The organism is Corynebacterium sp. MSK044 (assembly GCF_030232825.1).
Lineage (GTDB): Bacteria > Actinomycetota > Actinomycetes > Mycobacteriales > Mycobacteriaceae > Corynebacterium.
In genome coordinates this window covers 1-26285 of record NZ_JASPJJ010000003.1, presented here as the reverse complement: position 1 = coordinate 26285, position 26285 = coordinate 1, and the positions used below count along the sequence as shown (strand labels likewise).

Here is a 26285-nt window from a genome sequence, read left to right as displayed (position 1 = left end):
ATGGGAATCACACGAATCTTCACTACCCCGCAGCTTCCACCCGTCGGTCCCGGTGACCTCGCCGTGGTTACTGGGGCTACTTCCGGCATCGGGGAGGCCACGGCTCGCCTTCTTGCGGAGGAAGGCTTCCGGGTGGTGGGGACGACGAGGAGGCCGAGGGGCGTCGATAAGCGAATTGAGGGGGTGACATACGTGGGCCTTGACCTCGGGGACCCGGCGTCGATAGAGGCCTGCGCGGCCGAGATTTTGGCTCTGGGTGCGCCCGCAGTGTTGGTGAATAATGCGGGCGAATCGCAGTCGGGGCCCTTCGAGGAGCTCCCGCGCGACGCACTCGAACGACTCTTTCAAGTCAACGTGATCGGGCACGTGGACCTCACGCAACGCCTCCTGCCAGCCATGCGCGTGGCGGGACGCGGGCGCATCGTGATGGTTGGCTCGATGCTGGGCAGCTTCCCGCTCGGCTACCGCTCCTCCTACGTCGCATCGAAGGCCGCCATCAAAGGATTCGCCTCCGCCGCCCGCCGCGAGGTCGCCCCATACGGAATTTGCTTCACGACGCTCGAACCCGGCTCCATCTCCACCGGCCTCTCCACCCGCCGCACCACCTACATCGACGAGTCAGGGCCGTACGCTGCGGAATTCGGACGGATGCTGCGGCGTTTGAACCGCAACGAGGCACGTGGCATCAGCGCTGAGCGGGTTGCGCGCGAGGTGCTCCGGCCCATTCGCGCGGCGCGCCCCCGACCGCACTACGCGGTGGGATCCATGGCGCCCGTGGCCTTCGCGCTATCGCGCGTGCTGCCACAACAAGCCATGCTCAACGTGATTTCCGCCAAGCACGACCTGTAGACCCGCATCTATGCTTGCGGTATGCAACTTATCCGACTCATACTCAACATCATCTGGGTTGTCACCGCTGGGCTTTGGCTCTTCCTGGGGTACGTCCTGGCGGGTGTGGTCGCCTGCCTGCTCATCGTGACCATCCCCTTTGGGGTGGCCTCCTTCCGTATTGCTGGCTATGTGCTGTGGCCCTTTGGGCGTTCAGTCGTAGACACCGGGCGAGGCGGGGGTGTAGGCTTGATTGGCAACATCATCTGGTTCATCGTTGCTGGCCTGTGGCTGGCTGTGGGGCACATTGTGACGGCAGCTGCGCAGGCTATCACCATCATCGGACTGCCTTTGGCCTGGGCCAACCTGAAGCTCATCCCCGTGACCTGCTTCCCCTTCGGCAAAACCGTGGTGGATTCCCGCGATGCATTCTGAGGTCACCCGCTACGGCGCATCCACCGTCGCTGCCGCAGTGCTCGCGGTGCTGGTCATGGGTGTTTTCCTGCGTGGAGTTTTCACCGAAGGTCAAGGCGTCAGTTTGGTCGTCTACTACCTCCTGTACTGGGTGCTCTACGTACTCATCTTCTGTGGATGGACCGTCGCGCACCTATCGGGGAGGGGCGCGGATGAACTCTCGTCCTACGCCATTGCCGAACGACGCTCAGGGCAAAAACGCTGGGTCAAAGCGTTCGGAATTAAAGGAGCCGCCAACCTAGCCAGCATCGGTGCCTTCGTGGCCATGGGCGTAGCCATCGTGCTCAGCCGCATCGACTACTTCCGGGAAGACTGGCGCTGGCTCATCCTCGCCGGCGTCGCCGTCGTGGGCGCCTGGGCCTTCATGGTGCTGGCCTACGCCGCCGAATGCCTCGAATTCGACTACGCCGCCCGGGCAAAAGGCAGGGCGCCCCTTTACCAATTCGACCACGTGCGCACACCCTTGTTTGAGGACTACATCACCCTCGCCCTCATGACCTCCGTCATGGGCGCCACCCTCCCCGCCACACCAACTAACCGCGAAGCCTGGCGCAAAATCCGCATGAACACAGCATTCGCCTACGTGTTCAACACCATGATCTTTGCCATGGTTGTCTCCGTTTTAAGCGCTTCCCTTTCCGCCGGATAACCAGCCTATTTGGCTGTGAGGGAAAAGCTGGCTTATGATAGGCGAGCTGTCTAGCGCCCCCATCGTCTAGAGGCCTAGGACTCCGCCCTTTCACGGCGGCAACACGGGTTCGAATCCCGTTGGGGGTACCAAGGCCCTGTGGCGCAGTTGGTTAGCGCGCCGCCCTGTCACGGCGGAGGTCGCGGGTTCAAGTCCCGTCAGGGTCGCAGTGCGAAGTCTCGAGACATCCTTCAAGGTTATGTCCCGAGATTTTGTCGTTTAAGCCTTGTTGGGTGTCAACGATGTCGCGACTCACCTGTCAACCGTCAGGGGTGCCACGAAATTTTTTGCTGGTTTGGGAACTCGCCCTGTTCCCCCTGGTGAGGGCTATGTTCCGTACTCTCCGGTGCGCGCTACCGCGCGCACCCCCTGTGGATAGTTTTTGGGTTATCCACAGGCTTTTTTGGCCCCTATCTGCACGTTTTTGGTTTTCGGTTTAGTGTGCGTGGCATGAACACTTTTGCAGCACTAGTTACGGGTTTAACCAACCCGATGGAGTCCCTGGCATCCTTTGATGCCCAGGTGCTCCTCGACGCTGGCTGCAAACCAGCCCTTGTGCGCGAATGGACCAAGGTCCACAAGGTCTACTACGGGAAAACAAAGTTCACCCGCAAACAAGCCAACGCGATTACAGTGGCACGCTCGACGAAGAAGTCCTTGGATCAGCTTGCCTACATCGAATCCCGCCTCGTGGGGATCAACAATCCCCACGAGAAGTGGCGGCTGCGCCTGGCGTTGCTCTCCGTTAAGGGTGATTACGCCACGTTGCAGCGTCGGGCGAAAGACATCGTCCCGGAGGTAGATAAGCCTGCCCCGGAGTCAACAATCCGGTTTGGTCGCTCGCGTAAAGCATCCCGCCCTATGAACGTCATGGGTCCAGAACACGACATGGCAGCCATCGAGTACGCACTACGCCAAAAAGTCACTGGTGATGGGCCGACCGGGCCACAGATGTACGAAGCATTCATGACCATCCTGGGTCTTCGCCCCGACACTGTGGGCGAGACTCCAGCTCGGATTGCTCCTGCTGTTCCCCGCCCCTTGATCCTGATCCCACTAGAAGAACACATCAAGATCATCCGTGGTGTTGGCGATGACATCATCCTGGGGCTGACCGATGGCACCACCATGACCGGTGCGGAATACTTGGCCCAAAATTTTGGGGACGTACTCGAAGTAGCGGTATTCCACCCACAAGCTGGTGCGGTCAACCTGTATGACACGCAACGGTTTGCCAACCAGAAACAACGCGACCTAGCCAGAGCGTTGTCACCAATGTGTCCGGTACCGGATTGTCGGCATGCGGCGGATAACTGTCAGGTCCACCACATCAAAGCCTGGTCGAAGGGTGGGTTAACCAACATGGATAACCTGGCGATGTTGTGCCGGTATCACAACCGCACCAACGACGATGACCCCGAGCACAGCTACCACGGCCGGGTGGAGAACATCCGGGGCGCACCCATATGGAGATCACCCCGCGGACACCTCGTCCCGAATACCGTCCACCCCTTTGGAGCAATGACGCTGCTCTACGGGCGGTAACCCACCAAGTAGCCGGCATGTCCGGCCATTTGGTGTGCCCGAAATCGGTTGGTTTGACTATGGCGAATCACGCACGGCATAACCGCAGGTCGCCGATCGGCGCAAAGCTCGATAGTCAAACCGGCCCCCAGTTTCGCAAAAGGAAAACCCGCTCTCTAGCACCAGCTAATCACCAATGTTTGGCCGCTATAGCGGGTTGTAGAAAGCGGGTTCTGCGCTATGGGCTTGGGCAGCGGGCGTGCCTTAGAAGGCGCTAGGACCTTCTAGCCTTCTAGCCTTCTAGCTCTGCTCGGCGCGCTTCTGTGCCAGCACCTCGCGGAGCTTGGTCTCCAGGTCAGCGTCAACGTTGCCCCAGTAGGCGAATGTGCGCTCCTCAACGTCCTTGTCCTTGATGGGCAACATCTTGTTGGTCACGTTGTGGATGAAGCGCTCGCGCTCACCGTCGTCGAAGACCTCGCGGTAGAGGGTGCCTGCCTGGCCGAAGTCGTCGTCCTCGGCATGTTTGACGTAGGCGGCGCGGACCAGGTCGGTGCCGTGCGGATCCGGGTTGACGTAGAGGTCCTCAGCCTGGCCGTAAGTGGTGTGGTTGGAGGAGGAATCCTCACCGTTGTCCAGGTAGCCAGCACCCTTGTCGGTGCGGTTCGGGGAGTAGTTCGGCTCGCCCTCGTTGTTGAAGAAGTATGCCATTGGGCCACGCTCAGCGTAGGTGTTCACCGGCACAATCGGCTGGTTGACCGGCAGGTCCTTGTAGTTCGGCCCGATGCGGTAGCGGTGCTGGTCAGCGTAGGCGAAGACGCGGCCCTGCAGCATGCGGTCCGGGGACAGGCCAACACCAGGCACGATGTTGGATGGGTCAAGGGCCAGCTGCTCGATCTGAGCGTGGTAGTTCTTGGGGTTGCGGTTGAGGACGAAGTAGCCGACGTCGACAAGCGGGTAGTCCTTCTGCGACCAGGTCTTGGTCAGGTCGAAGGGGTTGAAGCGGTAGTTCTCCGCGTCCTCGAACGGCATGATCTGGACCTTGACGTCCCAGATCGGGTAATCGCCACGCTCGATGGCCTCGAAAAGGTCCTGGCGGTGGAAGTCAGCGTTCTCGCCGGCGACCTTGGCGGCTTCTTCGTCGGTGAAGCACTCCCAGCCCTGACGGGTCTTGAAGTGGTACTTGATCCACACCGCGTCGCCTTCGGCGTTGACCCACTGGAAGGTGTGGGAGCCGAAGCCGTCCTGGTGGCGGGAGGTCTTCGGGGTACCGCGGTCACCGAGGAGGTAGGTCACCTGGTGGGCGGATTCCGGGGTGCGGGTCCAGAAATCCCACTGCATTTCGTCGTTACGCAGGCCGGATGCTGGCTCGCGCTTCTGGGAGTGGATGAAATCCGGGAACTTAACCGGGTCGCGCAGGAAGAAGGTCGGGGTGTTGTTGCCCACGATGTCGTAGTTGCCGTCCTCCGTCCAGAAACGCAGGGCGAAGCCGTGGACGTCGCGCCAGGTGTCCGGGGAGCCGGCTTCACCAGCGACGGTGGAAAAACGAGCCGCCATCGGAGTAACGGTGCCCGGCTGGAACAGCTTGGCCTTGGTGTATTTGGACACGTCCTCGGTGATGTGCAGCTCACCAAAAGCGCCGTGGCCCTTGGCGTGTGGGATGCGCTCAGGGACGTTCTCACGGTTGAAGTGCGCAAGCTTTTCCACGAGGTGGATGTCATCCAGCAGATTCGGTCCCTGCGGGCCGGCGGTGATGGAAATGTTCTCCGATGCAACGGGCTGGCCACCCAGGCGGGTGGTCTTGCCGTCACCGGCGGGGCGCTCGCCCTTCTTCACAATGTCTTCTGCAGGTTTGTTGTCAGCCATTGAGAAGTCCTCCTTGGTTCTCCGAGTTATTGCGTTATCAGGATGTTCCCGAAGGTACGGAGGCATTCTGAGCCTTCTAAGAAATTGTCCTGGCTTATCCCTGATCGCTACCTGAATGTCCGCTGCGAAGCACCCACGTTAGCGGCGGGCTTCCTGCTGGTAACGTCAATTCTCGTGATAAAGAGGGACGATGCCTACGTGACGGAGTTGGCGCTGCGCGCCGGCCGTGGCGATAAGCAGGCGTTGTCTGAGTTCATTCGTGCAACGCAGGAGGATGTGTGGCGGCTGCTCGCGCATCTGGCGGGTCGGGAGCACGCGGATGATCTGACGCAGGAGACGTATCTGCGTGTGATGGGTTCGCTGCCGCGGTTTGCGGCACGGTCGAGTGCGCGCACGTGGTTGCTCTCCCTCGCTCGCCGCACGTGGGTGGATTCGGTGCGGCACGACATGGCGCGCCCGCGTAAGGCTGCGGTCGAGTATGACGATGTCGCGGGACAGCAGCCAAGCCCCGATAATTCGAATACGTGGAGCGAAGTGTTGGATGCACGTTCGCTTCTCGACGATCTCCCCACCGAACGCCGCGAAGCCCTCATCCTCACCCAGGTGCTGGGTTATACGTATGAGGAGGCAGCCAAGATCGCTAACGTGCGCGTGGGCACGATCCGTTCACGAGTAGCCCGCGCCCGCCGGGATCTTGTGGCGGGCGCGGGGGATTAAACCAGCAGCTCAGCAATCTGAACCGTGTTGAGCGCAGCACCCTTGCGCAGGTTGTCGCCGGAGACGACGAAGATGAGACCACGGTTACCGTCCACGACCTGATCCTGACGGATGCGACCGACGAGGGAATCATCCTTGCCTGCCGCTTCGAGCGGGGTAGGCACATCAACGACGGTGACACCCGGCGCAGCCTCGAGAACGCGCTTGGCGTCTTCCGGGGTGATCTCACGCTCGAACTCAGCGTGCACGACCATGGTGTGGCCGGTGAACACCGGGATGCGCACGCAGGTGCCGGAGACCTTCAGGTCCGGCAGGCCGAGAATCTTGCGGGATTCGTTGCGGAGCTTCTGCTCTTCGTCGGTTTCAAAGGTGCCGTCGTCCACAAAGTTGCCGGCCATCGGCAGTGCGTTGAAGGCGATCGGCGCGACGTAGGGGCCGCAGTCAGCTGGCACCAACACTGAACCGTCGTGGGTGAGGTCCACGTTGTGGTCGCCCACCTCAGCAACCTGCTTCGCCAGCGTTTCCACACCGGCCAGGCCGGAACCCGAGACTGCCTGGTAGGAGGCGACGCGCATGGTGGTGAGCCCGGCTGCGTCGTGAAGCGCTTTGGCTACGGGCATGACAGCCATCGTTGTGCAGTTGGGGTTAGCAATGATCCCCTTCTTCAGGCCCGTAACCTCGTCCGGGTTGACCTCGGAGACGATGAGCGGGACCTCATCATCCTTGCGCCATGCGGAGGAGTTGTCCACCACGGTGGCACCCGCCGCGGCGAAAACCGGAGCCCACTCCTTGGAGGTTGAACCACCAGCAGAAAACAGGGCAATGTCCACGTCCTGCACGGATTCGGGCGTGACCTGGGTGAGGTCCTCCACCACGATCTGCTCGCCGCGGAACTCAAGCTCCTTACCGGCTGAGCGCGGGGACGCGAAGAAACGGACCTTGTCCGCGGGGAAGTTACGCTGCGCCAAAATATCGCGCATGACCTGGCCGACCTGGCCAGTTGCGCCGACGACTGCGACCGTAGTCAATGAATTACTCCAATCTGCTTTCGCGTTTCAAGGATGGGCTTTAGCGCCCGGTCCCTGCGTACACCACGGCTGGCTCGTCGCCACCGAGGTCGAACTTCTCGTGGATCTCGCGCGCAGCATCCTCCATGTCCGCGCGGCGAACAACGGCGGTGATACGGATTTCAGAGGTGTTGAGCATCCCGATGTTGATGCCCTTGTCGCGCAGTGCCTCCGTGAAATCAGCGGTGACGCCCGGGTGGGACTTCATGCCAGCGCCGACGAGGGAGACCTTGGCAATCTCATCGTTGTAGGTGACGTTTTGCCAGCCCTCACGCTGCACCAGGTCTTCGAGCAGCTTCATGCCGCGCGGGCCATCAGCGATGGGGAGGGTGAAGGTGATGTCGGTGGTGTTGTCATGCAGCGATGAGGTGTTTTGCAGGACCATGTCAATGTTGATCTCTGCATCAGCGAGCACGCGGAACACCTTCGCGGCCTCACCCGGCACGTCCGGGATACCAAGGACGGTGATCTTTGCCTCAGAATCGTCGGTGGCCACACCAACCAGAACTGCTTCTTCCACGGGGATATCCTCCATCGCTCCGGACACCAGCGTGCCGGGGTCGTTGCTGTAAGACGAGCGTACTCGCATGGGAACATTGAATGCGCGGGCGTATTCGACGCTGCGCAGAACCAGAATTTTTGAGCCGGACGCGGCAAGCTCGAGCATCTCCTCGAAGCAGATGTGATCAAGCTTCTTCGCATCAGACACGATGCGTGGGTCAGCGCTGTACACACCGTCGACGTCGGAGTAGATCTCGCACACGTCAGCTTCCAACGCTGCTGCCAGTGCCACTGCTGTTGTGTCTGAACCGCCGCGGCCAAGGGTGGTCACGTCACGGGTGTCACGGTTGACGCCTTGGAAGCCGGCGACGATGGCGATCTTGCCTTCGTCGATAGCATCCTGCACGCGTCCCGGGGTCACCTCAAGGATGCGGGCATTGCCGTGGCGCTCGGTGGTGATCACGCCGGCCTGCGAACCGGTGAAGGACTGCACAGGCGCACCGTAGGACGCGATGGCCATTGCCACCAGGGAGTTTGAGATGCGCTCACCCGCAGTCAACAGCATGTCCATCTCACGCGGCGGTGGCGTGGGGTTGACCTGCGCCGCTAAATCAAGCAGCTCATCCGTCGTGTCGCCCATCGCGGAACAGACAACCACAACATCATTGCCCGCTTTTTGCGTATCGACGATCCGTTTCGCCACCGCACGAATCCTCTCCGCACTCTCGAGAGAGGACCCGCCGTACTTTTGGACGATCAGTGCCACAGTTCGCCTTTCTTCTATCCCGGGCCATCCACCCGACCAATGTGCGGTACCTACTTTACGGGTACGCGCCCCAAGTTTTGTTGTCATACATTCACTGACCGGTTGACTACCATGCTGTGCGTGCATAACAACACCCTCGCCGTCGTCTTCGCGCTTCTATCGGCGCTGACGATCGCCATTGGAACGGTGTGGCGCCACCAAATTGTTCTTCGCCACAACGCGGAACACGGAAACTCGGTTGGCGCAATCGGCGCCATGAAGCGCCCCGTTTGGTGGCTCTCTTTGTCCTTAGCGTGGCTGGCTTATGGCTTCCAGGCGGTGGCGTTGAGCTTCGGCGCACTACTGGTGGTGCAGCCAGTACTGGTGTTATCGCTGCTCATGACCTTGATTCTGTCCGCCCGAGTAGAAAAACGGCGGATGGAACTGGACGAATCCTTCTGGGCAACGGTGCTCACCATTGCCGTGGGTGTTCTGATCATCCTTGGCCGGCCAACACCGGGTACCCGCATGGCATCGGGGAAAGAATGGCTCCTGGCCGTGGGGTTGGGGGTGGTGGCGATGGTGGTCACGGTGATCGTCGCAAAGCGACAAACCTCTGTCTTTCGCGCCTTTCTTTTGGGCGCGGTGTGCGGTGCGATCTTTGGCTACCTGGCGGTCTTTTCCAAGACCACCGTCGATGCGTTCGTGCGTGGCGGCCTGACGGAAATGGCCACGACCTGGCCTTTGTACGCGCTGCTCGCGGCTGCTGTTGTGGGCACGATCGTGCAGCAATACGCATTCGGGGCAGGCAACCTGTCACAATCCCTGCCCGCGATGAAAATCTTTGAGCCACTACTGGCCTACACCCTTGGCATGGCGCTGTTGGGCGAAAAATTTACCGTCACCACCATGTCGGGCTGGGCCCTCATGGCAGTGGCGGTAGTGGCGATGTTCACCGCGACGTACTTCCTGTCGCGGAAATCGGTTTAGCGTTTAGGCCTTAACTGGAGCGGGGCCCTTGATCGCACGACCCAGGGCAACCATGAAGCAGGTCAAGCCAATGGTGAGGAAGATGTGGCCAAGACCAGCGATACCGGAGATCATCGCGTTGCCCTCCTGTCCCAGCACCGTGAGGCTGCCGTGCCAGACCATCATGCCGGTGGTGATAATGACGCCGAGGTTGTACGTCCAGAAAAATGTGGTGAACAGCTTCCCGGCGCGCGATACGGCGAAGGCCTTCTCCAGCGCCAGGAAGATGAGGAAAGCGAAAAAGCCCAGCATGAGCAGGTGCGTGTGGGTCACGCCGAGCTGGGTGAACTCCCCTGCCGGGAAGTCCTGGATCTTGGTGAACTCACGGTAGTAAAGGCCAGCACACAAGCCCAGGATCAAATAAACAACAGCGGATTGGAACAGGGACTTCATGGAAAACTCCTTCCCAGCCGGCATACCGGCTGGTGATAAAAAGGCAAACTTGTAAATGCAAGTCCCACCCTAACCGCCAAAAGGGCGTCGTTCAAAAGATGTAGGGTGCCCTAACGTGAACGTAAAGCACACCTAATACTCACGTAATGCTTGCGCGCGCTCTCTTCTTGGCTACGATGTGAACCATGTCATCGGCTACCGCACCGCATGTGGCGGCTCACCACCGAGGAGCTGCCCTACTTCTAAGCCGCGGCGGGTTCTAGGCCATCACTTCACGGCCGGCACCCCGTCGCGGAGTAAGTCATGCCGGCCGTGCCCCACTTTTCACTCCTGATTTTCAAGGACCTAGCTTTTAAGGATCTAGCCATGACCCCTTCTGATTCCCACATCGCACCGCCCGCTGAAACCCGCAAGCCTAACGGTCCACGTAACCCCGGCCAGCCGGCGTGGAACACCCAGCGTGGCTCCTCAATGCCGTTCGAGCGCTACTTGCCTTTTGCCAAGGAAGTAGAAGACATCGCCCTGCCAGACCGCACCTGGCCGGACAAGAAGATCACCGTAGCGCCTCAGTGGTGCGCGGTGGATCTTCGCGACGGCAACCAGGCATTGATTGATCCGATGAGCCCGGAGCGCAAGCGCCGCATGTTCAAGCTGCTTGTGGAGATGGGCTACAAGGAAATAGAGGTCGGTTTCCCCTCCGCTTCCCAGACGGACTTCAACTTTGTGCGCGAGATCATCGAAGAGGACATGATCCCGGAGGACGTGACCATTCAGGTTCTCGTCCAGGCGCGCGAGCACCTCATCCGCCGCACCTTCGAGGCGTGTGCCGGTGCACCGCGTGTGATCGTCCACTTCTACAACTCCACGTCGAAGCTGCAGCGTGAAGTGGTGTTCCGCAAGGACCGCGCGGCGATCAAGCAGTTGGCCACGGATGCGGCCGAGCTGATCAAGAATATTGCGAAGGACTACCCGGACACTCACTGGCGTTGGGAGTACTCACCGGAATCCTTCACCGGCACGGAGCTGGACTTCGCCGCTGAGGTGTGCGACGCAGTGGTGGACGTCATGGAGGCCACGCCAGAGAACCCCATGATCATCAACCTGCCGGCCACGGTGGAAATGATCACGCCGAATGTGTACGCCGACTCCATCGAGTGGATGCACCGCAATTTGAAGAAGCGCGATTCCATCATCTTGTCGCTCCACCCCCACAATGACCGCGGCGAGGGCGTGGCAGCAGCAGAGCTGGGCTACTTGGCTGGCGCGGACCGCATTGAGGGCTGCCTCTTCGGCAACGGTGAGCGCACCGGCAACGTCGACTTGGTCACCTTGGGCCTGAATATGCTGACCCAGGGCGTTGACCCGCAGATTGATTTCTCTGACATCGCCGGCATCCGCGAGACGGTGGAGTACTGCAACCAGCTGCGCGTCCCCGAGCGCCACCCGTACGGCGGCGATCTGGTGTTCACGGCGTTCTCCGGTTCGCACCAGGACGCGATCAACAAGGGCCTCGACGCGTTGGCACAGAAGGTCCGCCCGGATGCGTCCTCCACGGATGTTGCGTGGGAGGAGCTGCGCGAAACCGTGTGGGAGGTCCCGTACCTGCCCATCGACCCGAAGGATGTGGGCCGCGATTACGAGGCAGTGATTCGCGTGAACTCCCAGTCCGGCAAGGGTGGCGTGGCCTACATCATGAAGACGGACCACGGCATCAATATGCCTAAGCCGATGCAGGCAGAGTTCTCCTCCGTTGTGCAGGCCATCACGGACTCGGAGGGTGGAGAGGTCAATTCCAAGAACATGTGGGATGTCTTCGCCGGCGAGTACCTGGACGTGGAGACCCCGCTTGAGCTGGTCAGCCTCCACGTCGATGCGGCTGAGACGGATGAGGATGAGGCAACCGTGAAGGCCGGCGTGATCTACAACGGTGAGACCACCACGATCACGGGTTCCGGCAACGGGCCGATCGCCGCTTTCGCCGACGCGCTGCGTGGGCTTGGCTTGGACTATGAGGTGACGGACTACAGCCAGCAGGCACGCACCGCTGGCCGGGATGCGGATGCGGTGTGCTTCATCCGTTCCTCTGTCGCCGGTTCGGATGCGTGGGGCGTGGGCATTGCTGGTTCCACCACTCGCGCGTCCATCAAGGCCATGGTTTCCGCAGCCAACCGCAGCCTGAATATCAGGCAGCCTTTGGGCCAGTAACCTCGGCGCGACTAGGCTCTTTCACAAGAGCTTTAGCTGTTTGTTTCACGCGGATGGGAGGTGGACATGAGCAACGATGCTGCCAATGCAGGTAGTAGTCGCGCTGACCTGTCCCCACACACGCAAAGTGTGTGGTTGCCCACGGGCACTCCCCGCGTGATTTACCTCGATGAAGCTGGGGCTTCTGCCACCGGTGTGCAGACTGATGGGGCGCGCGTCGCGGTGGAAATCGGTTTCGATGCCGCCGGTGAGGTTGTCGCCCGGATGGACGGCACGATCGTGGGTGAGCTGGATGGGGCCGCAGGCATTGAGCTCAGCCCGTCCTTGCGCATGCTGGAAAGTCGCGGGTTGATCGCGCTTGCGCACGGCGTTTTTTCGCTTATCGACGACACCCCAGTCCTCACCATCCACGCCAACCCCCTCGGCCCCGTCCCTGAGGATCTGCCCGCCGAGGTGGAGCCAGTCACTCCTGCCCCTCTCCCCCACAATGAAGCCTTCGTCGCCGATGCGGTGGCGGAAGAGGCAGCGCAGGAAGCGGATGCAGAGGGCACTGCACAGCGGGGTGCTGGCCGCCGGATTGACCTGTCCGCCTTCCTCAACATTCAGACCGCAGCCGTGTTGTGCGCTGCCATCGCGTTGGGCGTGGTGGGGTTGATCGCGTATTCCACCGGTGTTGATGAGCGCGCCCGGGAAATCAATGCCTACGTGAGCGACTCCAACACCTCCAGCACGTCGCACACCACGAGTTCTGCTGCTTCGTCAGAGCCGACGACGTCCACGGAGGAATCCACGACCCCCGAAACTGAGTCGCCTGCACCGGAGCCTGCGCCGGTGAACCCGAACCCGGCCCCTGCCCCGCAGAACTACATTCCTGCCCCTGCTCCTCCGCGGGCGCCCGTAGCCCCGCCACCACCAGCTCAACCGGCACCAGCCCCTGCACCGGCGCCAGCACCAGCCCCTGCACCGGCGCCAGCACCAGCCCCTGCTCCGCGCCAGAACCCGAATGCGCCTGCACCCGTACCCATTTTGGAGTTGCAGTGGTAAACAACAACGACGCCCCCGTCGCTAAGCCGAACCTCACGGAGCTTTACCCATACGTTGCCCTGTATCCGCAGGCCTCGAACATCCACCCGAACACCGGACGCCTAGTCACCCTTGACGGTGTGGCCTTCAATGATGCGGGTGAGGTTGGCGATGAGTTCCACGCCATCTTCAACACTGGCGGGGATCCCGGACCGCGCCATATGCACGGCGTCGACTACAGCTTGTTTGACCGAGCGCCGAAATTCGGCCGCCACCTGCGCACCCTGGATCGCTTCATCGATGGGCGCACGCTCATCGTCCACGATGCGCCGTTTGCGTGGGGGTTCATCGTGTCCGAATCCCGCCGCGCCATGAATGCGGCCGCGCGCGCAAACCGTTCCCGGAACCGCAGGCAAGGCCGACGGCGGCAGCGGGTGGGGCATGTGCCAACGCCGATTGGGATCGTCGATACGCTTGCGACTGCGCGGAAACAGGGAACCGTAGGCACGGATGCGCGCCTTGATGCTGTGGCCGCGAAGGCCGGCATTGACCTGCCGTCTGCGGAGGCGAGTGTGGCGCGTGCTGCGGAGCCCGAGGAGACAACCTCACGTGCACGCAGCCTCGCTTTAATGCAGCTCTACCTGCACCAACGTGAGGCCGGCGACGTGGCCAAGCGCACACCCGATGAGTTGACCAACGACCGCTTTGGGCTGCAACGCTCCCGCATTCGCATCCAGGCGGAGAAGGCCGAGCCAACGAAGGGTAACCCGGGCGTATACACCGCGAAATCTGGCTTGCGCCCCGGCATGGAAGTGGTGGTCACAGATGATGTGGCCGCGGATCATGATGAGATCGTGCAAGCCATCCTGGATGCGGGCATGGTGTACACGGAGAAGCTCTCGCGTGAAACATCGCTGGTGATCAGCAACATCACCGGCCCAGCCTCCCAACTGCGCGGCAAGGCAATGCACGCGGAGCGCAAGAATATTCCACTGCTTACGGACGACGAATTTTTCACCATCCTCCGCAACCAATAAGCGCGCCCCCACGGTGCTTTCCCGTGATCGTCTAGAGTTCTATCCCATGAGTTCGAGCACCCCCGACACTGGGAAAACAGGGCCGTTTCAACGCTTGCGTTCCACAGTCGCAGTGACCGCAGCGAAGCTTGCAACCACCGCCTCCCGCGCAACTGGACGCGGTGCCGGCGGCATGATCGGCGGCCTGGTCGCCGGCACGATTGACCCGAACATCTTGGACCAACTCGCCGGTCGTCCCACCATCCTGGTCACCGGCACGAATGGTAAATCCACCACCACTCGCATGCTGGTGGGTGCCCTGCGCACCAAGTTCAGCGTGGCCTCCAATGATGGCGGCGACAACATGGATGCGGGCATCATCTCTGCCCTACTCGCCGACACCTCTGCATCCCACGTGGTACTGGAGGTCGATGAGCTGCACGTCCCCGCCATCGCACACCGCCTCAAACCGGAAGCCCTCGTGTTGCTCAACCTCACGCGCGACCAGCTTGACCGCGTGGGGGAGATCAACTCCATCGAACGCGCCCTGCGTAAAACCGTGGAGCTCCACCCGAACATGACCGTGGTGGCCAACTGCGATGATGTGCTGATGACCTCCGTGGCCTACGACGCCCCACGCGTTGTCTGGGTCTCCGCCGGCGCCGGCTGGTTGGGGGATTCCGTATCCAACCCCCGTGGCAGCGGACACATCGTGCGCACGGAAGAGGACTGGTACGCCACCGCCCCCCTCAAGGACGGCCGTGAGTTCCGCCGCCCCACCCCGCAGTGGACCGTGACCGATGAGGGCCTGACCTCCCCCGACGGCACCAACCACCCGCTCAACCTGGCCCTACCAGGTCGCGCCAACCGTGGCAACGCCGCCCAAGCCGTGGCCGCCGCCGTGGATGTGCACGGCGTGGACACCGCCGCCGCAATCGCAGCAACGGAGCGGGTCGACGACGTCGCCGGCCGCTACACCACCATCACCTGGGGCGGCCGCGACATCCACCTCCTCTTAGCCAAGAACCCAGCCGGCTGGCAGGAGGCTCTGTCCATGGTGAACCGGGATGCCGACGGCCTAGTCATCGCCGTCAACGGCCAGCAAGGCGATGGTGAGGATCTCTCCTGGCTTTGGGACGTCAAGTTCGAAGAATTCGACGACATCGCCGTGAAAGCCTCCGGTGAACGCGGCACTGACCTCGCAGTGCGCCTGCTCTACGCCGGCATTGCACACGAACTCATCCACGACCCACTAAAGGCCATCCAAGCCTGCCCACCGGGCAAGATCGAGGTCCTGGCCAACTACACCGCGCTACTCAATCTGAAGAATGCGCTGCTCAAGGAGGTTTCCCATGGCTGAGAAACTGACTATCGGCCTCATCCTGCCCGACATCCTGGGCACCTATGGCGATGACGGCAACGCCCTCGTCCTCCGCGGCCGCGCCCGTATGCGCGACATCAACGCCGAAATCATCCCCATCAAACTCGGCGAGCCCGTCCCCGACGACCTCTCCGCCTACACCCTCGGCGGCGGCGAAGACTCCGCCCAGGTCCTCGCGGCCTCGCACCTCATCGCCGATGGTGGCCTCGCCCGCGCCGCGGCCAACCAGCGCCCCATCTTCGCCGTGTGCGCTGGCCTGCAGATTCTCGGCGTTTCCTTCCGTGCGCACGGCCAGCTCGTCGACGGCCTCTCGCTTATCGACGCCACCACCTCCCCCCTCCCCTCCCGCTCCATCGGCGAAGTCGTATCCACCCCCACCCACGCCGGAATCACCAAAGAGTTGTCGCAGCCCCTCACCGGCTTTGAAAACCACCTCGGCGGCACCGTCCTCGGCCCCAACGCCCAGCCCCTGGGTGCCGTCCGCACTGGTAACGGCAATGCCGCCGGCGGCACCAATGGTGAAGGCGCCGTGCAGGGCAGCGTCATCGCTACCTACATGCACGGTCCCGCTTTGGCCCGTAACCCAGAGCTGGCTGACCTGATCCTCGCCCGCGCCCTCGGCATCCCCCTCGCCGATCTCGAACCCCTCGAGCTTCCCGAGGTGGACCGCCTCCGCGCCGAGCGCATGCACTAAGCCTTCCCCACTGCCCTTTCCCTTTCCCGCCCCTTTTCGCTCCATTCTTCGGGGAAGTCAGTCCCGTCCGAAACAGCTTCCTGAAACCCCAGGTCAGATGTTGCCCATGTGGCTGGAGAGACTTGATTCGCGGACGGGACTAACTTCGCGCTGGGAACGCGCTACTGGTGCCGCGGGTACGGGCAAGCTGGTGCGGGCGGGAAGGCGCGGGCGGGCAAGCTGGCGCAGCCGGGCGGGCGCGGGGGCGGGGGCTACCGGTCGCGCGGGTGCTACAGCTTCAGACGACCGGTGAGGGCGCGCGACAGGGTGAGCTCGTCCACGAACTCCAAATCCCCGCCCAAAGGCATACCTGAGGCCAGGCGGGAGACGGTGAGGTCGGGGAAGTCCTTCAGTAATCGTGCCAGGTAGGAGGCTGTGGCCTCCCCCTCGGTGTCTGGGTCGGTAGCCAGGATGACCTCATGGATCACCGGGTTATCCTCGGGGGCAACACCGTCACGGTCCGGCAGGACACCACCAATGCGCTGTAGCAAGGTGGAGATGGCCAGGTCCTTCGGCCCCACGTTGGCCAAGGGGTCCAGTGCCCCACCGAGCACGTGGTAGCGGCCGGTGTACTCCCCCGTCCGCTCAATGACTTGGATGTCTTTTGCGTCTTCCACCACGCAGATCAGGCCGGCATCTCGGCCACTGTCGGCACACACGCGGCAGATCTCTTCGCGGGAGACGTTGTTGCAGATCCGGCAGAAGGCAACACCGTCACGGACGGCGGCCAGGGCTGCTCGCAATCTATCGATGTCATCCGGATCTGTCTTCAGGAGGTGGAACGCAATACGCTGTGCGCTTTTGGGGCCGACGCCGGGTAGGCGGGAAAACTCGTCGATAAGGTCCTGGAGCGGGCCTTCAAACATGGTTCCTCCTCACAGAAAAACGGGGCCCTAAGGCCCCGTCACCCTAGCTTTTAACTGGGACTAGTTGCCACCGAACATCTTGGCAAAGTCATTGCCACCATCGGTCTGTGGCTGGGTCAGCGGACCAATCTTCTCCTGTGCGAGCTGGCCAGCCTTGGTGTGTGCATCGCGGTAAGCAGCGAGGATGAGGTCCTGCAGGGTCTCCACATCGTTGGGATCCACTGCCTCCGGGCTAATGGTCAGGTCCGTGATCTCGGCGCCACCGGTCATGGTGACACTGACAAGGCCGCCGCCCGCGGTGCCCTGGACCACAGCAGCAAGGATCTCCTCCTGTGCGCGCTGGATCTGTGCCTGAACCTCAGCCGCCTGGCGGATGAGTTCCTGCATGTCGGGCATTCCGGACTGCTCTGGCTGCGTCATAGTGTGTACCTTTCTTCGCAACTTTTATTTGATCTGCGCACTAGTGTACCGGCTGTTTTACAGTGGCCGCGCGCCGAGTTCCTCCGCCAGCAAGTCCATAGCAACCTCGGTCGGGTTGCGCCGGTCAAGCTCCCCGGCTTCCATCGACTGGTCCACCATGTCGCGCTCTTCGTCTTCCCGGGTGTACTCGGGTTCCGGCGCCTCGCTCGGCTCATCCGGGTCCGTGGGCTCTGGGGGCAGCGGCGCACCATCGCTGAAATGGGCTGGCGTCAGCTCGTCCCCACCAATCGGGCGCGGTGGGCGGGACCATCGATCGGCCGGTGTGGATTTGGCGGCATCAGCTGCAGCCACAGCGGCGGCCGCGGCAGCCGTTTCAGCGGGTACTGGGCTGGGTGCCGGCTCCTGCTTCTGAGGCGATTCCGCTACTTCTGCTTCAGCCGGGGAAGCCAACGGATTCCATGCCGCCGGCTCATCCTTTGCCGGACTGAAGCCCTCTGCTTTTGGGTCCGTACCCACCACACAACGCACAGCGATAGTGGTGCCGAGCTTCTCGCTCAGCGCAGCGACGATGTCCTTGTTGTTGTGCTCGGAGTTAATGCGTTCTGCCAACGCGCCGGTGTTGTGGCCCACCACCAAGGTGGTGCCGTCCAGACCTAAGGGCTTGGCTTCGGCAAGCATGATCTCAGCGACCTTGTTCCGCTCACCCACAAACTGTCGCAGGGTGATCCATTCCTTGTGGATGCGCTGCATCAAGTCCTCACCTGGATCGGCCTCAGGCTGGGACGGTTCTGCCTGGGGTGCAGATGTGGGCTCGGGTGTCGGCTCCGGAGTTGGAGCGGAGACGGGCGCCGACTGAGGTGCAGGCTCAGGCGACGGCGCAGGCGCAGGTTCAGGCGATGGCGCGGGCTCAGGTTCAGGCGTCCGCGCAGGTGCCGGTTTGGGCGCCTCGCGCGGGGCGGGGGTGGACTGGGATGCCGGCTTTACGGTGGCTTGGACGGCGGCTGCGGCGGCCAAGGCAGCGGCGGCACCGCGGGGCTGGTCGCCCACACCGGTGGCGGCGGCGGAGGCGTCGCGGATTTCCTCCAGGCCGGTGATTGCTGCTGGGGCTTGCGTACCGACGGCGACGCCGAGGAGGTGCGCCATCATGATCTCTAGGAGCAGGCGCGGGGAGGTGGCGCCGCGGAGGGAGGTGATGCGCTCGTTGACCTCGGTGGCCAGGGCGGCGAGCTGGTTGCCGGGGAATTTGTCGGCTTCGGCGGCGAGGATCTGGGCGCGGTCGGTGGGTGCATCCACGAGGCCCTGACCAAAGGCGTCCGGGACGGCGTGAATGATCATCAGGTCACGCAGGCGATCCAGCAGATCGATGGCGAAGCGGCGGGGTTCGTGGCCGGCCTCAATGACATCGTCGACGGTCTGGAAGAGGGCGGCGGCGTTGTGGGAGGCGAGGGCGTCCACGGTGGCGTCGATAAGCGAGAGGTCAGTGACCCCAAGGAGCGGTAAGGCGAGCTCATACGTGAGCCCCTCGGGGCCCGCTCCGGCGAGGAGTTGGTCGAGGATGGACAGCGTGTCACGCGGCGACCCGCCACCGGCGCGGATGACCAGCGGGTAGACATTTTCGTCGACGGTGACGCCTTCCGCGGCGACCGTGCGCTCCACGAGTTGGCGCATCGCTTGCGGCGTGAGCAGGCGGAACGGGTAATGGTGGGTGCGCGAACGGATGGTGCCGATGATTTTCTCCGGCTCCGTCGTCGCAAAAATGAACACGAGGTGCTCTGGCGGCTCCTCCACGATCTTGAGCAGGGCGTTCGCGCCCGCGCCGGTGATCATGTGGGCCTCATCGATGATGAACACGCGGTAGCGCGACTCTGCCGGGGCGAAATAAGCGCGTTCGCGCAGCTCACGCATTTCATCCACGCCACCGTTCGAGGCGGCGTCCATCTCCGTCACATCAAGGTTGCCCGGCCCACCCGGCGCGAGCGACACGCACGAAGGGCACACCCCGCACGGCGTTGACGTCGGCCCTTCCGCGCAGTTCAATGAACGCGCCAAAATGCGTGCCGACGACGTCTTACCCGTCCCCCTCGGCCCCGAGAACAAATAAGCGTGATTGACGCGCCCATTGTCCAGCGCTGTGGACAGCGGGCGGGTCACCTGCTCCTGCCCAATCATCTCGGCGAACGAGGCTGGGCGATACTTCCGGTACAAAGCCACGGTTTCACCCTACTAGGCACCTAGGACACGCAACGTGGTCCTGTCCGTAAACGGGCATTGCCTACGCAGATATTTTCGTTATACAGTATTCCTATGCCTGTGAACGCCAGCCAAGAACAAATCGACGCTTGGGTTGCGGAGGCCGAAATCGGTTACGACCCAGAGCTTCTAAAGAAGCGCGGCCGCGGACGCCCGGGACGGGGAATGACCCCAGCACAGGTCGTTGCTGTTCGCCTTACTGACGATGAGCTGAAAGCACTCGATGATCTCGCCACCAAGAAGAACCTGACCCGGTCCGAGCTCATCCGCCAAGCAATCGAAGCTTTCACCGCAGCATGAGATGTGCGAAGTCCGCCACCAAACATGGCATCACAGAATCTGATGGCATTCAGGCGGCCTCGAACCCCATATGGGTCGAGCCACTCGACGATGAAACGACCCAATGGAGGGAACTGAGACTCGGCTTTGACACACATGCCAGGCTCCTTGAGACGGTCGTTGTAGTCGCAGAAGACGGGGACGAGCTGCTCATCCACTCTATGAAAGCCCGTCCACAATATTCACGTCTCCTCGAATAGGAATACTCGCCCGACTCTTGGCTCAAGGCCAAAGCACTCTAGATTCGCTCAGTTCATGCGGTCTAGTTCATGCAGATCAGTTCATACACAGCAGCGAGGCACTAGTCGTTGAGGCGACCGGTCTCGGCCAGCACCCGCTCGCGGAGCTTGCCCGTGGCGGCGACGGCGGCAATGCAGCCTGCGAGCACAAGCAAGATCAGCGCTGCGAAGAGGGTGAGCTGGGGTAACACGTCGACGGAAACGGCGACCATGACGGAGCCCAGCAGGTTGCCCATGCCGAAACCCAATAGGGTGACCAGGGCCATCGGTACGCCGATCTCCCGGATAGCCACGGAGGTGTGGTACTTCGCGGGCGCACCGATGAAGTACAGGGACTTGGTCAAATGTTTCTGCTCCACCACTGCCAACGCCTGAGTAAGCAGTGTAGAGGCGGCGAGAAGAATGGCACCGAAGATCGCAGTGAGGGCCACACCTACGGGAATATCGGTTGTAATCATCTTTAGGGCCGGATCCTCATCCACTTCTGGAAGGGCAGAAATCCAGCTACAAAAGCCAGCGGTGAATGCAAGGAAGTACAGCGCCGCGACACGTTTCCACGTCGTCTTTGCACCACGTCCGACGCGCCGGGTGGCCACGTAGTTGGCGGAGCCAGGAAGCAGGTAGCTGAAGCGGGCGATCAACTGGATCACACCGACGGCAATGAGAGCGTTGACCGTCAACACGCCGGCAACGACGACGAGCACCATTATGAATTCGGCGGCATCGGCCCCCGGGGCGAGCGTTAGTGCGCTCAAGTAACGGTACAAGACAATCATGGCCACGACAGAGATGACGAGGGTGATCACGCTTTGTCCCTTTGGCGGGATCTTCCTGGTCACACCCAGGGGGGTAACAGCCACGCGACGCAGGGCGAGCCACACGGAAGCCGCGGCGAGCACAAGTACGACGATCCAGGCGACAGGCACAACCCACCAGGTGAACATCTCCCATGTGCCGATGCGCTTTTCTTGGAACGTCAGCAGCGACCACGCCGGAACGCTGACCAGGTACAGCACAGTGCCAATGCCGAGGCCGACGAGTGCCTGGCGCAACGCATCGAGAATCATCATTCCGCGCACTTGGCCGGAGGTCGCACCGATCAGGCGCAGGATCGCCAACTGCCCTTCGCGGCCGCCGAGATTCGCACGCGCAGCCTGAGTAAGCAGGCCGAGCAAGGTTGGTACCACCAGTAGTGATGCGAAGAGAGCGAGGAAGACGTAGCTCAATGTAATTGGACCGCCGAGGTCTGCTTCGATGGCTTTCACCGCTTCATGCGGGTGCCACATGCGTTGCGCGAACATCCATGTTCCGGCAGCTAGGGTACACAGGATCCAGGTGGACACCGAAAATGCGACGAGCGCCAAGGCGCGGACCCAGCGTTCACCGGTCTGGCGTTGCGCGCGACCCTCACTGGAGGAGGACTGCGCAGCGGTCATCAGTGTCATTGCGCTCATGCCTGCACCGCCTTTGTGGCGCCTTCGGAGTGGATGAGGCCATCGCGGATTTCGATCCGGCGGTCGCACCATTGGGCGATCTTCGGGTCGTGGGTGACCAGCACGAGCGTCACTCCGAATTTCTGGGCAACGGCGGTGATCTGCTGCATCACCTCGTGGCCGGTGGCCTGGTCGAGTGCGGCGGTGGGCTCATCGGCAAAGACCACGGATGGCGGACCAGCCAGGGCACGCGCAATGGCGACGCGCTGGCTCTGCCCGCCGGAGAGCTGGCCTGGGAAGCGATTCACATAGTCCCCCAAGCCCAGGCGGGTGAGCATGTCTGTAGCCTCCGCGTGAGCCTTCGCGCGGGATTCACCACGCATGATCTGCGGCAGCGCCACATTCTCTTTCGCAGTCAGCTCAGGCATGAGCTGCCCGTCCTGGAAGATGAAGCCGAAGTGGTCGAGGCGGAGTTGGGACCGGTCTGCGTCGTTAAGCTGTGCGATATCGCGTCCAGTGAAGCGGACCTCACCGTGGTCGGGCACGAGCACCCCCGACATGCAGTGCAACAGCGTCGACTTGCCGGAGCCGGACGGGCCCATGATGGCGACAGATTCGCCGGGCGCGATGTTCAGGCTGATGCCTTGGAGGACCCGTTGCTGGGTGAATGATTTAGTGATGTCGTTCAGTTCAAGCATGGTTCCATTTCACCGCCTGCTGCGCGTCGCCACCATGGCGCAGGCTCCCAAATACGGGTAGTGCTAGCACTACCCCGCTACCCTCGTGTGCATGTGGCGGAAGAAGAACCACGAGCGCGAGGCGGCGCGAGCAATTCACCAGCTCACGGCGTCCCGGCGCAAAATTGCGGAAGCGTACGAGATCGAGCGCCTGCGCATTGAGCGCGACCTGCACGATGGCGCGCAGCAATATTTCGTGGCCGCTGCCATGAAGCTCGGCGAAGCACAGCTTGAGACCGACTCCCCGCTTCTCGACGCCGCCGCCCGCGACCTCAAAAACGGCCTCGATGCCCTGCGCCGCACCGTGCACGGCATCCACCCGCGCGAGCTCACCGACCGCGGACTTATCGAAGCCGTCGAAACCGCCGCTGCCAAATACGGCCCGCACGTCACCGTCCGTGCTCCGCACCCTCTTCCGCTTATCGACGACTCCGTCCTCGCCGCCGCCTATTTCTTCACTTCCGAGGCCCTGACCAATGCCGCAAAGCATGCCCCTGGCGCGTCCGTCAGCGTGCTGATCACCTGCGATCACACGTTGAATGTGGCAGTCACTGACTCCGGCGACGGTGGCGCTCGCATTGTCCATGGTGGCGGACTCGACGGCATGAGAGAACGCATCGCTGCATTCGGCGGGTCCGTAGAGGTGAATTCACCCCACGGTGGACCTACCACCATCACCGCACGGATACCGTTGCTGCTGTACCGAGGAGAAAGTGGACTTGCACCATGAAGATCGTGATCGCTGATGATTCCGCTCTGCTACGCGAAGGTGTCGCGGGTCTGCTGACTCGGCGCGCCCACGAGGTCGTTGAGCAGGTTGGGGATGCCGCGGCTCTACCGGACGCCGTGGCGGCGCACTCCCCCGATTTGGTCATCACTGATGTCCGCATGCCACCCACCATGCGCGACGATGGGCTCCAAGCAGCCCTCGCGCTGCGCGAGCAGGGCCCTGTCAATGTGCTCGTCTTATCCCAATATGTCGCGCCTGCTTATGCGCGCGAATTGTTCTCCGGTGGCGACGGCGGGACCGGCTACCTGCTCAAAGACCGCGTTGCCGAGGTGAAAGACTTCGTCCAGGCATGCGAGACCGTCGCCAGCGGTGGCGTGGTCATCGACCCCGATGTCGCCAGTGAGCTCATGGCCGCCAGCTCACGTTGGCTGACCACGCTCACCCCACGCGAGCGCGAGGTCCTCGAGCTCATGGCCGAAGGCCTGTCCAATGCCGAGATCGCCGGGAAGCTCTATTTCTCTGGCGCCGCGGTGGCCAAGCATGTGTCCAGTATTTTCGCCAAACTCGGTCTCACACCGGATGAGGAGAACCGCCGCGTCCGCGCGATCCTCATGTACCTGTCTGAACGAGGGATCAGCTAGTAGCGTCGATGGCCTAATCGCGGTTCCAGTCCCCCAGGTCCGTGCTGCGGCGGCGTAAGCGGCGCTCTAGCACGTCAAGGCCCTGTTCAGCGGCGATGGAGTACTCCCCATCGGTGAGCAGCACCAGTTCCAAGAGCAGCGTCATACGACCGGGCTCAGTCACCATCGGCGTGCCGCGGTCGAAGATCTGCGGTTCACGCAACAGGCCGTGGTGGATGGCCAGTGCCGGGTCATCTACTAGCCCCGGCAGGAATGTCTCCGGCTGGGCGGGTGTGTTGGTATCCACTAGTGCGTGCCATGCTCTTGCTACCGCGATGGCGCGCTGTTCAGGGCTGGCGCCGGACGCGGCACAAATGATCTCGCAGCGCACGTCCGTCGGGTGCTCAGAATCAGCATCCGGCCCGTCCACTATCAGGCCACTGTCCACATCGCTAAAGCCCACGCTTACGGCAGCGGGGACATCGGTAGACACGCCGATGAGGAAACCACCGCCGGCATCTGCCACGTCGAGTGGGCCCAGCACACTGGTGAGCCACTCGAGTCTTTCTTCGGGTGCCATTAGGCTTCGAGCTTCTCCAGTGCGGCGAGCAGGACGCAGGTGGCTACGCCGTCCATGGCGGTGCGGACTTCGTCGATAGGCGGAAGCGAGGGCGCAAGGCGAATGTTGCGATCATTCGGGTCCTCCCCCTTCGGGAAGGCGGAGCCGGCCTTGGTCAGCGTGATGCCGGCTTCGCGGGCGAGTTCCCACACGCGGGTGGCGGTGCCGTCAATGACGTCGAGGGAGATGAAGTAGCCGCCAGTCGGGGTGGTCCATCGCGCGACGTTGTACTCGCCCAGGCGACGTTCGAGGATCTCGAGCACTGCCTCAAACTTGGGGGCAAGGATCTGCGCATGCTTCTGCATGAGAGCGCGCACACCATCCGCACTGCCAAAGAACTTCGCGTGTGCCAGCTGGTTGATCTTGTTCGGACCAATGCCGCGAATACCCGCGACGGAGGCGTACCAGTCCAGGTCCTCCTTGGAGGCGGCGAAGAAAGCCACACCGGCACCAGCGTGGGTGATCTTGGATGTGGAGCTCATCACCCAGAAGCGGTTCGGGTTGCCGGCATCGGCGGAGGCCGAAAGGACGTCGATAATCGGCGGGAAATCCTCTGTGAAGGTGTGCACGGCATACGCGTTATCCCACACGATGCGGAAGTCTGGCGCTGCTGTCTCCATCGAGGCGAGCTTGCGCACAACCTCCTCGGACACGGTGGCACCCGTCGGATTAGCAAACATCGGCACAACCCACATGCCCTTGACTGCCGGGTCCTTGACTAGCTCCGCGACGGCATCCGCATCCGGGCCGTCCTCGAGCATGGGCACCGTGATCATCTCAAACCCGAACTTCTCGGTGATGGCAAAGTGGCGGTCATACCCCGGCACTGGGCAGATCCACTTCACGGTCTCCTCTGCGCTCCACGGGCGCTGCGAGTCATTGTTGCCAAAAGCGTAAGACCAGCTGATCAGGTCAAACATGATATTCAGCGAGGAAGCATCACCCGCATACAGGTTCTCCGCCGGCACACCAATGAGCTCACCCCAGATCTCACGGATGTCCTTAATGCCCTGCAGGTTGCCGTAATTACGCACGTCTGTGCCCGTGGCGTCCACATACGTGTCCTTACCGGGCAGTTCCAGCAGATCATCGCTCAGATCCAGCTGCTCCGTCGACGGCTTACCGCGCGTCAAATCAAGGTTGAGGTTGCGGGCCTTCAGCGCCTCATACTCTTCCCGTACCTTCGTGGTGAGCTCTTCGCGCGCAGCGGTATCCAAATCAAGCAAGGACATGGGATCACTTCCTTTTGGAGTGGATTCATTTACTCCGCCCAGAGTACATGCGCCACGCCCACACCCCTACCCCCTGTGGGCAAAATAAGGGGACCCCACGCACCTGCCAGAGCTCGTTGACCCTTGCTGCGTTCCCGCCCTGGGGGAGTTCACAAGATAAGCACCGCGTGAGATCCTGCGCCCGAGTGTAGTAGTTCCTCTCACCGTCTTCAAAAATCACCCTTTTCGCTTATCGACGCCCACCCCAACCACCAATTTTGTCCCCTCCGGCCCATCCGCTAAAGTGATAGCTCGACACTGCGCAAGCAGGTAGTCGCTTGGAGGATTCGACTAGCGGCCTATGTCACACGCCTGGAACGCGTGCGGGTTTCACGACCCTCGTGGGTTCAAATCCCACATCCTCCGCAAAATCCCTCAGCCCATGCGGCTGGGGGAATTTTTGTTTTCACGCCCAGACGTAGGGCTCAAGGCTTAAGGGACATTTCGTGTGGATTTGCGGCGTGTCGCACTAAGGGACATTTCGTGTGGATTTAGGGGCGTCCGGCCCAGCCTTTTCTTATGCCTAAGCTGGGGTTCCATTCGTTGTCGATGTGGATGTCGTATGTGGCTGGTC

The 26285-nt window shown here is 62.1% G+C and carries 25 protein-coding genes, 3 tRNA genes and 1 other RNA gene; 17 read left to right on the top strand and 12 right to left on the bottom strand.

The window, feature by feature from the left end:
- The 6 genes from QP994_RS02880 to QP994_RS02855 all read left to right on the top strand — a co-directional run bounded on the left by QP994_RS02880 (position 1) and on the right by QP994_RS02855 (position 3535).
- The gene (locus tag QP994_RS02880; protein ID WP_284865312.1) at positions 1-849 is read left to right on the top strand and encodes an SDR family oxidoreductase; all 849 of its coding nucleotides are present in this window, start codon (positions 1-3) and stop codon (positions 847-849) included.
- Positions 850-879: 30 nt separating this feature from the next.
- A complete protein-coding gene (locus QP994_RS02875; RefSeq protein ID WP_284865409.1) occupies positions 880-1263 on the top strand; it encodes a YccF domain-containing protein in 384 nt (127 codons plus the stop codon).
- Positions 1253-1951: a DUF1345 domain-containing protein gene (locus tag QP994_RS02870; protein ID WP_284865311.1), complete on the top strand. Its 699-nt coding sequence runs from the start codon at positions 1253-1255 to the stop codon at positions 1949-1951. Before QP994_RS02875 ends, QP994_RS02870 begins: the two co-directional genes overlap by 11 nt.
- 55 nt (positions 1952-2006) lie before the next feature.
- Positions 2007-2082, top strand: a tRNA-Glu gene (locus QP994_RS02865).
- 1 nt (position 2083) lies between these two features.
- Positions 2084-2157, top strand: a tRNA-Asp gene (locus QP994_RS02860).
- 283 nt (positions 2158-2440) lie between these two features.
- Positions 2441-3535, top strand: coding sequence for an HNH endonuclease signature motif containing protein (locus QP994_RS02855; RefSeq protein WP_284865310.1), 1095 nt, complete (start codon positions 2441-2443; stop codon positions 3533-3535).
- A gap of 279 nt (positions 3536-3814) precedes the next feature.
- Here the strand turns inward: QP994_RS02855 and QP994_RS02850 are convergent, their stop codons facing one another.
- Positions 3815-5377, bottom strand: coding sequence for a catalase (locus QP994_RS02850; RefSeq protein ID WP_284865309.1), 1563 nt, complete (start codon positions 5375-5377; stop codon positions 3815-3817).
- A 174-nt stretch (positions 5378-5551) separates the two neighbouring features.
- On the opposite strand from QP994_RS02850, the gene QP994_RS02845 reads away from it, so the two are divergent.
- Positions 5552-6094 (top strand): RNA polymerase sigma factor, encoded by a 543-nt coding sequence (locus tag QP994_RS02845; protein ID WP_284855731.1) that lies wholly within the window; start codon positions 5552-5554, stop codon positions 6092-6094.
- Here the strand turns inward: QP994_RS02845 and QP994_RS02840 are convergent.
- Positions 6091-7122 (bottom strand): aspartate-semialdehyde dehydrogenase, encoded by a 1032-nt coding sequence (locus QP994_RS02840; RefSeq protein WP_284865308.1) that lies wholly within the window; start codon positions 7120-7122, stop codon positions 6091-6093. The genes QP994_RS02845 and QP994_RS02840 overlap by 4 nt on opposite strands.
- A 40-nt stretch (positions 7123-7162) precedes the next feature.
- On the bottom strand, positions 7163-8428 hold the full coding sequence (locus QP994_RS02835) for an aspartate kinase (protein WP_284855729.1): 1266 nt from the start codon (positions 8426-8428) through the stop codon (positions 7163-7165).
- Positions 8429-8539: 111 nt separating this feature from the next.
- Between QP994_RS02835 and QP994_RS02830 the strand changes: the two genes are divergently transcribed.
- A complete protein-coding gene (locus QP994_RS02830) occupies positions 8540-9397 on the top strand; it encodes a DMT family transporter (RefSeq protein ID WP_284865408.1) in 858 nt (285 codons plus the stop codon).
- A gap of 3 nt (positions 9398-9400) precedes the next feature.
- On the opposite strand, the gene QP994_RS02825 is transcribed toward QP994_RS02830, so the two are convergent.
- Positions 9401-9829 (bottom strand): DUF2871 domain-containing protein, encoded by a 429-nt coding sequence (locus QP994_RS02825; protein WP_284855728.1) that lies wholly within the window; start codon positions 9827-9829, stop codon positions 9401-9403.
- A 366-nt stretch (positions 9830-10195) separates the two neighbouring features.
- On the opposite strand from QP994_RS02825, the gene leuA reads away from it, so the two are divergent.
- The 5 genes from leuA to QP994_RS02800 all read left to right on the top strand — a co-directional run bounded on the left by leuA (position 10196) and on the right by QP994_RS02800 (position 16148).
- Positions 10196-12034 (top strand): 2-isopropylmalate synthase, encoded by a 1839-nt coding sequence (leuA, locus tag QP994_RS02820; RefSeq protein WP_284865307.1) that lies wholly within the window; start codon positions 10196-10198, stop codon positions 12032-12034.
- Between the two features lie 66 nt (positions 12035-12100).
- The gene (locus QP994_RS02815) at positions 12101-13078 is read left to right on the top strand and encodes a hypothetical protein (protein ID WP_284865306.1); all 978 of its coding nucleotides are present in this window, start codon (positions 12101-12103) and stop codon (positions 13076-13078) included.
- Complete coding sequence (locus QP994_RS02810; RefSeq protein ID WP_284865305.1) at positions 13072-14094, top strand: DNA polymerase III subunit epsilon; 1023 nt, start codon at positions 13072-13074, stop codon at positions 14092-14094. Before QP994_RS02815 ends, QP994_RS02810 begins: the two co-directional genes overlap by 7 nt.
- Positions 14095-14140: 46 nt before the next feature.
- Entirely contained in the window at positions 14141-15433 is a 1293-nt protein-coding gene (locus QP994_RS02805; RefSeq protein ID WP_284865304.1) for a Mur ligase family protein, read from the top strand.
- Complete coding sequence (locus QP994_RS02800; RefSeq protein WP_284855723.1) at positions 15426-16148, top strand: type 1 glutamine amidotransferase; 723 nt, start codon at positions 15426-15428, stop codon at positions 16146-16148. The genes QP994_RS02805 and QP994_RS02800 overlap by 8 nt, the downstream gene beginning before the upstream one ends.
- Before the next feature lie 269 nt (positions 16149-16417).
- On the opposite strand, the gene recR is transcribed toward QP994_RS02800, so the two are convergent.
- Genes recR through QP994_RS02785 form a run of 3 tightly spaced genes read right to left on the bottom strand, consistent with a single transcriptional unit; the run spans position 16418 to position 19684 of the window.
- A complete protein-coding gene (recR, locus tag QP994_RS02795; protein WP_284855722.1) occupies positions 16418-17053 on the bottom strand; it encodes a recombination mediator RecR in 636 nt (211 codons plus the stop codon).
- 60 nt (positions 17054-17113) lie between these two features.
- A complete protein-coding gene (locus QP994_RS02790; RefSeq protein WP_284855721.1) occupies positions 17114-17473 on the bottom strand; it encodes a YbaB/EbfC family nucleoid-associated protein in 360 nt (119 codons plus the stop codon).
- Between the two features lie 57 nt (positions 17474-17530).
- Positions 17531-19684, bottom strand: a complete 2154-nt coding sequence (locus QP994_RS02785; protein ID WP_284865303.1) for a DNA polymerase III subunit gamma and tau — start codon at positions 19682-19684, stop codon at positions 17531-17533.
- 93 nt (positions 19685-19777) lie between these two features.
- Between QP994_RS02785 and QP994_RS02780 the strand changes: the two genes are divergently transcribed.
- A complete protein-coding gene (locus QP994_RS02780) occupies positions 19778-20023 on the top strand; it encodes a ribbon-helix-helix domain-containing protein (RefSeq protein ID WP_034665859.1) in 246 nt (81 codons plus the stop codon).
- A gap of 340 nt (positions 20024-20363) precedes the next feature.
- Here the strand turns inward: QP994_RS02780 and QP994_RS02770 are convergent, their stop codons facing one another.
- On the bottom strand, positions 20364-21755 hold the full coding sequence (locus tag QP994_RS02770) for an FtsX-like permease family protein (protein WP_284865302.1): 1392 nt from the start codon (positions 21753-21755) through the stop codon (positions 20364-20366).
- On the bottom strand, positions 21752-22432 hold the full coding sequence (locus QP994_RS02765; protein ID WP_284855717.1) for an ABC transporter ATP-binding protein: 681 nt from the start codon (positions 22430-22432) through the stop codon (positions 21752-21754). The genes QP994_RS02770 and QP994_RS02765 overlap by 4 nt, the downstream gene beginning before the upstream one ends.
- Positions 22433-22523: 91 nt before the next feature.
- Between QP994_RS02765 and QP994_RS02760 the strand changes: the two genes are divergently transcribed.
- Positions 22524-23201 (top strand): sensor histidine kinase, encoded by a 678-nt coding sequence (locus QP994_RS02760; protein ID WP_284855716.1) that lies wholly within the window; start codon positions 22524-22526, stop codon positions 23199-23201.
- Complete coding sequence (locus tag QP994_RS02755; RefSeq protein ID WP_284855715.1) at positions 23198-23842, top strand: response regulator transcription factor; 645 nt, start codon at positions 23198-23200, stop codon at positions 23840-23842. Before QP994_RS02760 ends, QP994_RS02755 begins: the two co-directional genes overlap by 4 nt.
- Before the next feature lie 13 nt (positions 23843-23855).
- Here QP994_RS02755 and QP994_RS02750 read toward each other — a convergent pair whose 3' ends face one another.
- The 3 genes from QP994_RS02750 to ffs form a co-directional block, all read right to left on the bottom strand.
- Positions 23856-24401, bottom strand: coding sequence for a suppressor of fused domain protein (locus QP994_RS02750; protein ID WP_284855714.1), 546 nt, complete (start codon positions 24399-24401; stop codon positions 23856-23858).
- On the bottom strand, positions 24401-25672 hold the full coding sequence (locus QP994_RS02745) for an aspartate aminotransferase type Ic (protein ID WP_284865301.1): 1272 nt from the start codon (positions 25670-25672) through the stop codon (positions 24401-24403). Before QP994_RS02745 ends, QP994_RS02750 begins: the two co-directional genes overlap by 1 nt.
- Before the next feature lie 81 nt (positions 25673-25753).
- An RNA gene (ffs, locus tag QP994_RS02740) (signal recognition particle sRNA small type) lies at positions 25754-25852 on the bottom strand.
- A 139-nt stretch (positions 25853-25991) separates the two neighbouring features.
- Here ffs and QP994_RS02735 point away from each other — a divergent pair.
- Positions 25992-26077 (top strand) — tRNA-Ser (locus QP994_RS02735).
- Positions 26078-26285: the final 208 nt, after the last annotated feature.

Coding starts and splice junctions, on each gene's coding strand:
- recR (WP_284855722.1), bottom strand. CDS start 17,053: ATGTTTGAAGGCCCGCTCCAGGACCTTATCGACGAGTTTTCCCGCCTA.
- QP994_RS02815 (WP_284865306.1), top strand. CDS start 12,101: ATGAGCAACGATGCTGCCAATGCAGGTAGTAGTCGCGCTGACCTGTCC.
- QP994_RS02760 (WP_284855716.1), top strand. CDS start 22,524: ATGTGGCGGAAGAAGAACCACGAGCGCGAGGCGGCGCGAGCAATTCAC.
- QP994_RS02825 (WP_284855728.1), bottom strand. CDS start 9,829: ATGAAGTCCCTGTTCCAATCCGCTGTTGTTTATTTGATCCTGGGCTTG.
- QP994_RS02790 (WP_284855721.1), bottom strand. CDS start 17,473: ATGACGCAGCCAGAGCAGTCCGGAATGCCCGACATGCAGGAACTCATC.
- QP994_RS02870 (WP_284865311.1), top strand. CDS start 1,253: ATGCATTCTGAGGTCACCCGCTACGGCGCATCCACCGTCGCTGCCGCA.
- QP994_RS02770 (WP_284865302.1), bottom strand. CDS start 21,755: ATGAGCGCAATGACACTGATGACCGCTGCGCAGTCCTCCTCCAGTGAG.
- QP994_RS02850 (WP_284865309.1), bottom strand. CDS start 5,377: ATGGCTGACAACAAACCTGCAGAAGACATTGTGAAGAAGGGCGAGCGC.
- QP994_RS02830 (WP_284865408.1), top strand. CDS start 8,540: ATGCTGTGCGTGCATAACAACACCCTCGCCGTCGTCTTCGCGCTTCTA.
- leuA (WP_284865307.1), top strand. CDS start 10,196: ATGACCCCTTCTGATTCCCACATCGCACCGCCCGCTGAAACCCGCAAG.
- QP994_RS02780 (WP_034665859.1), top strand. CDS start 19,778: ATGCCTGTGAACGCCAGCCAAGAACAAATCGACGCTTGGGTTGCGGAG.
- QP994_RS02805 (WP_284865304.1), top strand. CDS start 14,141: ATGAGTTCGAGCACCCCCGACACTGGGAAAACAGGGCCGTTTCAACGC.
- QP994_RS02745 (WP_284865301.1), bottom strand. CDS start 25,672: ATGTCCTTGCTTGATTTGGATACCGCTGCGCGCGAAGAGCTCACCACG.
- QP994_RS02765 (WP_284855717.1), bottom strand. CDS start 22,432: ATGCTTGAACTGAACGACATCACTAAATCATTCACCCAGCAACGGGTC.
- QP994_RS02755 (WP_284855715.1), top strand. CDS start 23,198: ATGAAGATCGTGATCGCTGATGATTCCGCTCTGCTACGCGAAGGTGTC.
- QP994_RS02750 (WP_284855714.1), bottom strand. CDS start 24,401: ATGGCACCCGAAGAAAGACTCGAGTGGCTCACCAGTGTGCTGGGCCCA.
- QP994_RS02800 (WP_284855723.1), top strand. CDS start 15,426: ATGGCTGAGAAACTGACTATCGGCCTCATCCTGCCCGACATCCTGGGC.
- QP994_RS02855 (WP_284865310.1), top strand. CDS start 2,441: ATGAACACTTTTGCAGCACTAGTTACGGGTTTAACCAACCCGATGGAG.
- QP994_RS02880 (WP_284865312.1), top strand. CDS start 1: ATGGGAATCACACGAATCTTCACTACCCCGCAGCTTCCACCCGTCGGT.